This window comes from Chitinophaga sp. (assembly GCF_036566945.1).
In the GTDB taxonomy this organism is placed as follows: Bacteria; Bacteroidota; Bacteroidia; order Chitinophagales; family Chitinophagaceae; genus Chitinophaga.
Map to the genome: position 1 here is coordinate 1 of NZ_DATCVJ010000857.1, position 9,703 is coordinate 9,703.

Annotated in this window: 8 protein-coding genes; all 8 read left to right on the plus strand. The window is 46.2% G+C overall.

From position 1 onward, the window contains the following. A partial coding sequence (locus tag VIP81_RS25885) for a hypothetical protein (protein WP_331968065.1) occupies nucleotides 1-1,240 on the plus strand: 1,240 nt, incomplete at its 5' end. Between the two features lie 42 nt (nucleotides 1,241-1,282). After that, the gene (gene urtA / locus VIP81_RS25890; RefSeq protein WP_331968067.1) at nucleotides 1,283-2,587 is read left to right on the plus strand and encodes an urea ABC transporter substrate-binding protein; all 1,305 of its coding nucleotides are present in this window, start codon (nucleotides 1,283-1,285) and stop codon (nucleotides 2,585-2,587) included. 53 nt (nucleotides 2,588-2,640) lie between these two features. After that, nucleotides 2,641-4,293: an urea ABC transporter permease subunit UrtB gene (gene urtB, locus VIP81_RS25895; protein ID WP_331968070.1), complete on the plus strand. Its 1,653-nt coding sequence runs from the start codon at nucleotides 2,641-2,643 to the stop codon at nucleotides 4,291-4,293. An 11-nt stretch (nucleotides 4,294-4,304) separates the two neighbouring features. Further along, the gene (gene urtC, locus VIP81_RS25900; RefSeq protein ID WP_331968072.1) at nucleotides 4,305-5,375 is read left to right on the plus strand and encodes an urea ABC transporter permease subunit UrtC; all 1,071 of its coding nucleotides are present in this window, start codon (nucleotides 4,305-4,307) and stop codon (nucleotides 5,373-5,375) included. 1 nt (nucleotide 5,376) lies between these two features. Beyond that, nucleotides 5,377-6,132, plus strand: coding sequence for an urea ABC transporter ATP-binding protein UrtD (gene urtD / locus VIP81_RS25905; protein WP_331968075.1), 756 nt, complete (start codon nucleotides 5,377-5,379; stop codon nucleotides 6,130-6,132). Next, nucleotides 6,129-6,851 carry an urea ABC transporter ATP-binding subunit UrtE gene (gene urtE / locus VIP81_RS25910; protein WP_331968078.1) on the plus strand — a complete coding sequence of 241 codons (723 nt, stop codon included), beginning with the start codon at nucleotides 6,129-6,131 and terminating at the stop codon, nucleotides 6,849-6,851. Before urtD ends, urtE begins: the two co-directional genes overlap by 4 nt. Nucleotides 6,852-7,143: 292 nt before the next feature. Continuing rightward, nucleotides 7,144-8,544: a sensor histidine kinase gene (locus VIP81_RS25915; RefSeq protein ID WP_331968080.1), complete on the plus strand. Its 1,401-nt coding sequence runs from the start codon at nucleotides 7,144-7,146 to the stop codon at nucleotides 8,542-8,544. Nucleotides 8,545-8,546: 2 nt separating this feature from the next. Then, nucleotides 8,547-9,209, plus strand: coding sequence for a response regulator transcription factor (locus VIP81_RS25920; protein WP_331968082.1), 663 nt, complete (start codon nucleotides 8,547-8,549; stop codon nucleotides 9,207-9,209). Nucleotides 9,210-9,703: the final 494 nt, after the last annotated feature.

Sequence of the window (9,703 nt, forward strand, 5' to 3'; positions counted from 1 at the left end):
TCTTATTGCGAAAGCCGAAAACGATCCTCCTAAAAAGAAGAAAAGAGGTAGTTACCTCATTGAACTCCCCGCTTCTTTAAATACCAGCACCGATAGTGCTAAAACCATTTCTTTTTCACAGGATCCTGTCGCTTTCAAACCTACCATACAGGTAGGCGCCATTGTACATATGTTTGCTTCGGGAGAACAAAGCGGCTTTAGTGCGCCGTCCAATGATAAATCATCGAAAGACTGGAACAAGGGCTTCTCTGTTTACCGCGCCCGGGTATTGGTAGGCGGACAGCTCACTAAAAAAGCCAGCTTCTTCATGGAAACGGAGATCCCTTCTCCGATTGGTATCCAGTCCAACGGCGAAAAAAATGTAAAGGTCTCCCCCATTATATTAGATGCCCAACTGGAATATACTTTCTCCAACGCATTTGAACTGGTAGCAGGCATGCAGCTGGTATCCAACAACCGTAACGGTTTGCAGGGCGCCGCCGGATTAATGGCCAACGACTTCACCTACTTCCAGTATCCTTATAACTTGTTTGCCAGCAGTCCGCTGCAGGGAAATTTTGGTCGCGACCTGGGTGTGAACGCCCGTGGCTTCCTTGCCAACGATAAACTGGAATACCGCCTCGGTGTATTTACCGGTCGTAATATAGACGGTGGCGCACCACTCCGCACCGTAGGCCGCGTGGCTTATAACTTCCTGGATGCGGAAAAAGATTACTACTACGCCGGCACTAAACTGGGTAAAGGTAAAACGCTGGCATGGGCCGTAGGCTTTGATGCGCAGGCGAACTACTACAACTACAGCACAGACGCATTCTTTGATTATCCACTGGGCAACGCCGGCTCCATCACGGTAAACGCGGCATTCCAGTACATGTCAGGCGGCACCGACGTAGATTCTAAATACTCTTTCGCTACCCTGATCCCTAAACAAACGGTGCAATTCCTGGAATTGGGCTACTACTTTAAAAAATCGAAACTGCAACCCTGGATCCGCTACGAAAACCAGGACGTAAGCGCCGACGCTACACAAGCCGGCACCGTGAAACTGAGCTCTTTCGATAAAAGCAATTCCAGCAGCGTAATGGGCGGCGGACTTAACTACTTCTTTAACGGAACCGGCACCAATCTCCGGCTCTCTTATACCACCCGCACTTACAATGTGGCGACTGCTACCGCCGACGAATACACGAAAAAGACGTACGGTCAGCTTTGGCTCCAGGCGCAGTTCTTTATTTTCTAATCCCCCGCATTCATTCATCTTCTTCCTAAAAATATGATACGCATGAGAAACACTTTTCTGAAACAACTACCCCTGCTATTGCTGGGCGCTACGGCACTTTTCTCTTCCTGCAACAGCGGAACTAAAACTCCCGGCAGCGATTCTACCGCTACCAAAGAAACAGTAAAAATAGGTGTACTCCACTCGCTCAGCGGTACCATGGCTATCTCTGAAGTATCATTGAAAGATGCAGTACAGATGGCGGTAGACGAAATCAATGCCAAAGGCGGCGTACTCGGCAAACAAATAGAACCCGTGATTGTAGATCCCGCCTCCGACTGGGACCTGTTTGCAGAAAAAGCCAAAGAATTACTCATCGACAAAAAAGTATCCGCTGTATTCGGCTGCTGGACATCCGTTTCCCGCAAATCCGTACTCCCGGTATTTGAACAAAATAACGGACTCCTTTTTTACCCGGTACAATATGAAGGGGAAGAATGCTCCAACAGTGTGATCTACACCGGCGCTACTCCTAACCAACAGCTGATTCCTGCAGCAGAATACCTGATGAGCGAAAAAGGCGGCGGCTATAAAAAATTCTATCTGCTGGGAACAGACTACGTATTTCCCCGCACGGCCAATAAAATCCTGAAAGCATTTTTATTGTCTAAAGGTATCCCGAAAGAAAATATCATTGAAGAATATACCCCCTTCCATCACCAGGATTATCAGACCATCATCTCTAAAGTAAAACGCTTTGCTGCAGATGGTAAAGCCTGTATCCTGTCTACCATCAACGGCGATTCCAATGTGCCTTTTTATAAAGAATTTGCCAATCAGGGGCTTTCTTCCGCTACCTGCCCTATCATGGCCTTTTCTGTGGCAGAAGATGAACTCCGTTCTATGGATACCGAATTCCTGGTAGGTCACCTTGCCGCATGGAATTACTTCCAGTCGAACGACCTCCCCGAGAACAAAAAATTCGTGGCCGACTTCAAAGCTTATTGCGCTAAAAAAGGATTACCCGGTGGCGATAAAAGAGTAACAGACGATCCTATTTGCTGGGCTTATACCGGCGTATACCTCTGGGCTAAAGCAGCAGAAAAAGCAGGTTCCTTCGATGTATCAAAAGTACGCAACGCCCTCTACGGACTGGATTTCCCTTCTCCTGATGGCCTGGTAAAAATGGACCCAAGAAACCATCACCTGGCAAAACCAGTGGTGATCGGCGAAATTAAACCAGACGGACAATTCGATATTATCTGGAAATCAGCAGGACTCGTAGATCCGCAACCTTGGTCACCTTTAACCTCTCCTGACAAGGATTGCGACTGGGTAAACCACAATGGCACCTACGCCAAAAAATAAGTTTTAGATACGGATAAAAGACAGGCTATTTCCAACTTCTCAATTATGACGCGATGAAAATTTCCTTAACATCCAGATGGTTACTCGCCTGTTGTATAGGACTGTTTTTCCAAACAGCCAGGGCACAGGACAGTGCGGCCATTTACACGGCACAGGTACTGTCACCATCCAGCGACTCCGTGCGCACGCAGGCCATCGGCAGATTGGCGGCCCTTCGTATTCCGGCCACCTTTCCTTTACTCATGGCCATCAATGATAAAAAGCTGTATCTGCTGGATCATAAGGCGGTAACGATCGACAGTAAGCCCACCGCAGAAGGAACATACCGGCTTTATTCTCTTTATCCTGATAATATACTTTTGAAAAACAGCAGCGGGCAACCGCTGCTGTTATCACTGTCTGCTTTACAGACGGTAGATATTCCCCGTGGCGACCGGCTACAACTGTCCTCCATAGGACCTTTGCTCAATCTCTACAGCAATGATGCACAGAAGCGCATCCTCGCTTATAGTCAGCTGAAAAATACCGGCGACAGCAGCGTGCAACTGATCCTGCAAAATGCGCTGGCAAAAGAAACCAATGCCGATGCGCTTCGCACCGGTAAAGACGTTTTATACGGTGCTAAATTATACGCCGCTACCAGTGCCCCGATTGCCAAAGCTTACATAGATAGTATCAGCAGCAACTGGAGCGACAACGCCCCACAGCTGCTGAGAACCTATGCCAGCAGCGGATTTTTTAATAAAGAGATGGCCTCCTACGCCGCGGAGAAAGCCGTGAGCCTGGAAAAACGCTACGATCGCCTCCAACGGGTACAGAACTTTTTCAGCGGATTAAGTCTGGGTAGCATCCTGATACTCATTGCCCTCGGGCTTTCTATCGTGTACGGTCTTGCCGGCATTATCAACATGGCGCATGGAGAATTTATGATGATAGGCGCCTACACGACTTATTGCACACAACTATTTTTCACCAATGTACTGGGTATTCCGCAAACAGATTTATTCTTTGTAGCTGCGTTGCCTGTTTCCTTTATGGTAGCGGGCGCCATGGGTTTGTTGCTGGAAAGACTCGTCATCCGGCACTTATACGCCAAGCCACTGGAAAGCTTACTGGCTACCTGGGGCGTGAGTTTGATTTTGGTACAAACAGCCCGCATTTTATTTGGAGACCTCACTGCTGTTAAAACACCACAACTATTATCCGGCGGCTGGCAGGTATCGCCGCACCTAACGTTACCGTATAATCGTTTATTTATTATCGGGCTAACGCTGGTGATGGTACTGCTCACTTATTTTATGTTGTACCGCAGCAGGCTGGGCTTACAGATCAGGGCAGTTACACAAAACCGGCAAATGAGTGCCTGTTTGGGTATTGAAACAAAACGTATTGCCGCCATTACCTTTTTTATTGGTTCCGGATTAGCCGGACTGGCCGGTTGCGCCATCACCTTAATTGGCAATGTGGTTCCGGACATGGGACAAACATATATCGTTGATTCCTTCCTGGTGGTAGTCACCGGAGGCGTAGGCAAGCTTGCCGGCACGATTGTATCCGGTTTGGGCATTGGCTTCTTCACCAAAGTACTGGAATCCTTCTTCCAGGCGGTTTATGGCAAAGTGTTTATCCTTGTGTTTATCATGCTCTTCATGCAGTACAAACCCAAAGGCTTATTTCCTGACAAAGGCCGCATAGCGGAAGATTAAAAACCAGGCATATGAAAACGAACAACAACACCCTTCAGTATATATTATTCATTACCATTTTTGCCATCCTGTTGCCGGCAGGATATATGTCCGGCCTCATTTCCGTCAACACCATTTCTGTATGGGGACGGTACTTCTGCTTCGCTATTGCGGCGCTGGGCATAGACCTGATATGGGGTTACACCGGCATCCTGTCGATGTGCCAGGCTTTCTTCTTTTGCTTAGGCAGCTATGGTATTGCCATGCACCTGCTGTTGAAAAAAACAGTCGCTGCCGGCGCCGTACTTCCTGATTTCATGGCCTGGAATAAAATAGATACGTTACCGTTATTCTGGCAACCGTTCCAGTCTTTCGGCTGGACCCTGGCACTCTGCTTACTGGTGCCTGCGTTATTTGCTTTTGTTACCGGCTTTGTATTATTCAGAAGCCGTATTAAAGGTGTGTACATGGCGATCATCACCCAGGCGCTGACATTGGCCATGTGGTTGATTTTCCTGAGAAATGAAACCAATGTAGGCGGCACCAACGGTTTGACTGATTTCAAAACCATGCTGGGTTATGATTTATCTTCTTCTTCCGTAAAACTCGGACTCTACATGCTTTCCTTTGCGGTGCTGTGTGCGGCCTACTTCGGATGCTATAAGATGACGCATTCCAAATTCGGCAAAGTATTGCAGGCCATCCGCGACAGCGAGTCCCGCATCAGCTATGCAGCCTATAAAGTAGTGGATTATAAACTGGCTGTTTTCGTAGTGGCGGCACTGTTAGCCGCGGTAGGTGGCATGCTTTATTTGCCTCAAACAGGTATTATCACACCGGGCAGAATGGATGTAAAAGCCTCTGTGGAAATGGTGATGTGGGTAGCACTGGGTGGCAGGGGTAACCTGAAAGGTGCGGTGATAGGCGCTTTGCTGGTCAATTTCCTGTACAGTGTTTGTACCAGTTTATTCCCGGATTCGTGGTTATTTATCCTCGGGTTCCTTTTTGTGATTACCGTATTATATTTCGATAAAGGGTTTATGGGATTGCTGGACAGCATCAAACAAAGGTTCACTTCTTTCAAAACTTCTCAAACTACCTGATATGCTACTTACTGTCAATAACCTGTCGGTATCATTTGGGGGTGTACATGCACTGAACCTGGACCATTTCAGTCTGCGCGATAAAGAGCTGCGTGTCATTATTGGTCCTAACGGAGCGGGCAAGTCCACCTTCCTGGATATCATCTGCGGAAAAACAAAAGCCGACAAAGGAGAAATAATATTCAATGGCAAATCCATCATAGGCAAAACGGAAGTAAAGATCGCCGAACTCGGCATCGGCAGAAAGTTCCAGAAGCCGTCCGTATTTCCGGGGCTTAGCGTACACGATAACCTGTTGCTGGCGGCCAAAATGAAGAAAGATATTTTCTCTTCTCTCTTCTTCAAACCTACCCCAGCACTGGCGGAAAGAATACACCAGGTGGCCACCAAATTATCACTCACCACGGTGATGTATAAAATGGCCGGCGATTTATCGCACGGACAAAAGCAGTGGCTGGAAATAGCCATTGTTGTATTGCAGGACCCTACCCTGATGCTCATAGATGAACCCGCCGCGGGCATGTCTGATGAAGAAACAGAGAAAACAGGCGCCCTGTTGCTGGAGCTATCCAAAGCACACAGCATCATCGTTATTGAACATGATATGAAATTTGTAGAACAGATAGCCAACGAACTGGTGACCGTACTGGTTCGTGGCAAACGGTTGATGGAAGGCACTTTCGCCGAAGTAAAAAATGATCAACGGGTAATAGATTGCTATTTAGGTCGTACTAACGCTCAATTAGAAACTTTATGATCCACACACTCGAGGCACCGGTATTAATGGTCAACCAGCTCAGCGCAGCCTATGGACAAAGCACCATCCTGCGTGGCACCACGCTTGCCGTAAAAAAAGGCGCCGTTACCACCGTAATGGGCCGCAATGGCGTAGGTAAAACTACCCTGCTCAAAACCATTATGGGGTTGCTACCAGTTCAGGAGGGCAGCATCATTTTCAACAATGAAAATGTAACCACCCTTCCGCCGCATAAAAAAGCCAAACTAGGCATTGCCTATGTACCCCAGGGGCGGGAAATTATCCCTAAACTCACGGTATACGAAAACCTGCAACTGGGGCTGCAGGCGCATCCCGACCCGAAAGCCAAGGTGCCGGAGGAGGAAATTTTCAGTCTCTTTCCTATCCTGAAAGATTTCCGGAAACGTGCCGGCGGAAACCTCAGCGGCGGTCAGCAGCAACAGCTGTCCATTGCCAGAGCGCTGGTGAGTCGCCCCACGCTCCTGTTGCTCGATGAGCCTACCGAGGGGATACAGCCTTCCATTGCGCAGGAAATAGGCAGCATACTGCAACAGCTGGTGCAGGAAACCGCATTGTCTGTATTGCTGGTAGAACAAAAAATTGATTTCGCCAACCAGGTAACGGATCACTATTATTTCATGGAAAGAGGTAAAATGGTGATGGATGGTACCGCGGAAGAGCTGAAGCATTCCGCGCTGGAGAAACATATTTCGGTGTGAGGAATGCGGAGGGGATGGCCTTCGGCCATTGTCTTTGTTCAGGATTATACTGATTTTGATGATTTTGATGATTTTTGTTTTGATGATTTTATTTTTTGATTTTTTAAAATGGTATTGTAGCTCTTTTAAATTAAAAAAACAACGTGTTGTTACAAGGAAAATCATAATCCGGAAAATCATCAAAACATCAAAACAAAAATCATCAAAATCATCAAAATCAGTATAATCCTGAACAAAGACAATGGCCGGAGGCCATCCCCTCCGCTCCAGCTAATTCTTTACCTTTATAACTATGCATCCAGTTTCCGAAGACCGTAGCGTATTTAAAATCTTCACCATCCTCTATGCGGTGGCGCTGACCACTATTGCCCTGTTAAGTATTTTTAGTCAGATAAAAATACAACAGGCACTCAATCACCAGATGAATGATTCGCATGTCATCAACTTTGCGGCGCGGCTACGTACGTACAGTCAAACGTTGAGTAAACTGGCGCTGCTACTGGAGTCTGGCAGAGACATAGAAGATAACCGCAAAGAATTTATCAATACGCTGAAGCAATGGCAGAAATCACATGAAGGGCTACAGGCAGGCAGCAACTTCCTGAACCTGCCGGCCAACGACCAGGATGAGCTGAAGCAGATGTTTGAAATTATCCGTAATCCTCACCAGGAAATATGGGATGCTGCCAGCAAAATGATTACGGTATTGTACAGCGACAGCGCCTTCACGCCAACGCATATACGTCCTTATGTACAAACCATCCTGGCCTATGAGAAATCATACCTGCTGGGAATGGAGCTGATTGTATTTGACTACGACCGCTTTTCAAAGGAAAGAATACGTGACCTCAAAGAAATTGAATACATCGTACTGGGATTGGTACTTTTCACCCTGCTGCTGGAAGCCGGCGTCATCTTTTATCCGCTGTCTACCCGCATCCGGAAAATTATCCGTGGCCTGGTAGACGCTGAAGAAAGAGCCCGGAAACTAACCGAACAGGTACAACTGGCCAACCAGGAAAAACTCCTGCGCCAGGAAACCGAGCAACGCATCCGCTCCTACTCGATCATCAACGGACAGGAAAAAGAACGAAAAAGAATTGCCGCCGAAATACATGATGGCATCGGGCAAATGTTGACCAGTTTGCGTATGAAACTGGAGCAAATAGAAGACCGCAGCATACAACACGACCCTGAAATAGCCATGGTCAACTCCCTCATGTATAGCATCATCAACGAAACCAAACGGATTTGCTCCGACCTGCTACCCAGCGTGCTGGAAGATTTCGGCTTAAGGGCAGCTATCGAAGAATTGATGAAGGTATGCCGGCAAACCGTTCCCGGAATAGATTTTCAACTGGAAGAAACGTTGTCGGCCTCGCCTTTACCCAAAGAAGTAAAGACCGGTGTTTACCGTATCTTGCAGGAAGCATTGAACAATGCCATTAAACATGCGGACGCGGATACCATTGAAGTCGATATTGACGGCACCGCCAACTTCCTGCAATTAAGCATCCGCGATAATGGAAAAGGATTTCATTTCGACAGCCAGCAGCTGTTTTCAACAGAGCTGGTCAAAAAAGTAAATGGCATCCGTAATATGAAAGAAAGGGCGGAGCTACTGGGAGGTACCCTACAGATCAGCTCACAACCCGGCACCGGAACAATTGTACAGTTAGCAATCACCTTTTAACCATGAAAAAAACAGCTGTTTTTTTAGTAGATGATCATGAAATTTTTCGCAATGGCCTTAAACAGCTGATCAACAGCGAAGCCGATATGGAAGTATGCGGAGAAGCCAGCAGCGGAGAAGATGCGCTGCAACAGCTATCTTCCACAACTCCCGACGTGATTATTATGGACATTCGCATGCCCGGCATAAATGGCCTGGAAACCAGTACCCTGCTACTGGAGAAAAATCCACGCGGCCGGATTCTATTTTTTAGTCTCTTTGATGAACCCGACTACGTAGCCGCCGCCTTGGAAATGGGCGCCAGCGGATATATCCTGAAAGATACCAGCAATAAAATATTCCTTAGCGCCATTCGCACCATCCACCAGGGTAAATATTATTTTATAGGAGAAGTCAGTGACATCCTCGTAAAAAAGTACCTCGACGCCAAACAATCCATACCAGGAAATAACAGCAGCCAGGAAATTTCTTTATCACGCCGGGAAGAACAAATTATACGCATGATCAGCAATGGCCGTATTAACAAGGAAATTGCGGAGTCGCTGAATATCAGTATCCGTACCATTGAAGCCCACCGGATGAATATATTGCGGAAATTCCAGGTGAATAGTATTGAGGAAGCGGTGGAATATTGTAAGAGTGCGGGGATGTTGAAGGAGGAGTGAGAAAGTACACATCCTGCGGTCACTTGACTAGATTCAAATTTTGATCTAACCAAAGAACAATTGTTATTATTTAGTTAACCCAACTTCTTTATTAAAGATGCGCCAAATCATGTTTGTTTTAATCGTTTCTTCATTGAAAAAATAATGAAGCGCACACTTACATATATAAATGGTATAAAAAAACAAGTAGCCAACAATTTACCGCTTTAATAAAACATGATTTAATTTATCACATAAATTATTAATAAATATAATGAATAATAGAATAACCAATAACAGAAAAAGTAAATAAATAGTACAAAATTGACAATTTTTAATTATTTTTGTATTTTACATGCAAGTTCATTTATTAGAGATCATTACCCAGAAATTAACAGCTGCTGAATTATTGGCTGCTAAAAAAACAGATATGCGAGGTATCACGGATGGGTGGGAATTTAGTTGGAAGAAACACTTTGAGTTACCTAATTCAAAAGCTTTTAAAATTGTTCTTA

What these genes read in the sequence shown, in the direction of transcription:
- urtA (WP_331968067.1), top strand. Translation starts at nt 1,283, where the DNA reads ATGAGAAACACTTTTCTGAAACAACTACCCCTGCTATTGCTGGGCGCT.
- urtB (WP_331968070.1), top strand. Translation starts at nt 2,641, where the DNA reads ATGAAAATTTCCTTAACATCCAGATGGTTACTCGCCTGTTGTATAGGA.
- urtC (WP_331968072.1), top strand. Translation starts at nt 4,305, where the DNA reads ATGAAAACGAACAACAACACCCTTCAGTATATATTATTCATTACCATT.
- urtD (WP_331968075.1), top strand. Translation starts at nt 5,377, where the DNA reads ATGCTACTTACTGTCAATAACCTGTCGGTATCATTTGGGGGTGTACAT.
- urtE (WP_331968078.1), top strand. Translation starts at nt 6,129, where the DNA reads ATGATCCACACACTCGAGGCACCGGTATTAATGGTCAACCAGCTCAGC.
- VIP81_RS25915 (WP_331968080.1), top strand. Translation starts at nt 7,144, where the DNA reads ATGCATCCAGTTTCCGAAGACCGTAGCGTATTTAAAATCTTCACCATC.
- VIP81_RS25920 (WP_331968082.1), top strand. Translation starts at nt 8,547, where the DNA reads ATGAAAAAAACAGCTGTTTTTTTAGTAGATGATCATGAAATTTTTCGC.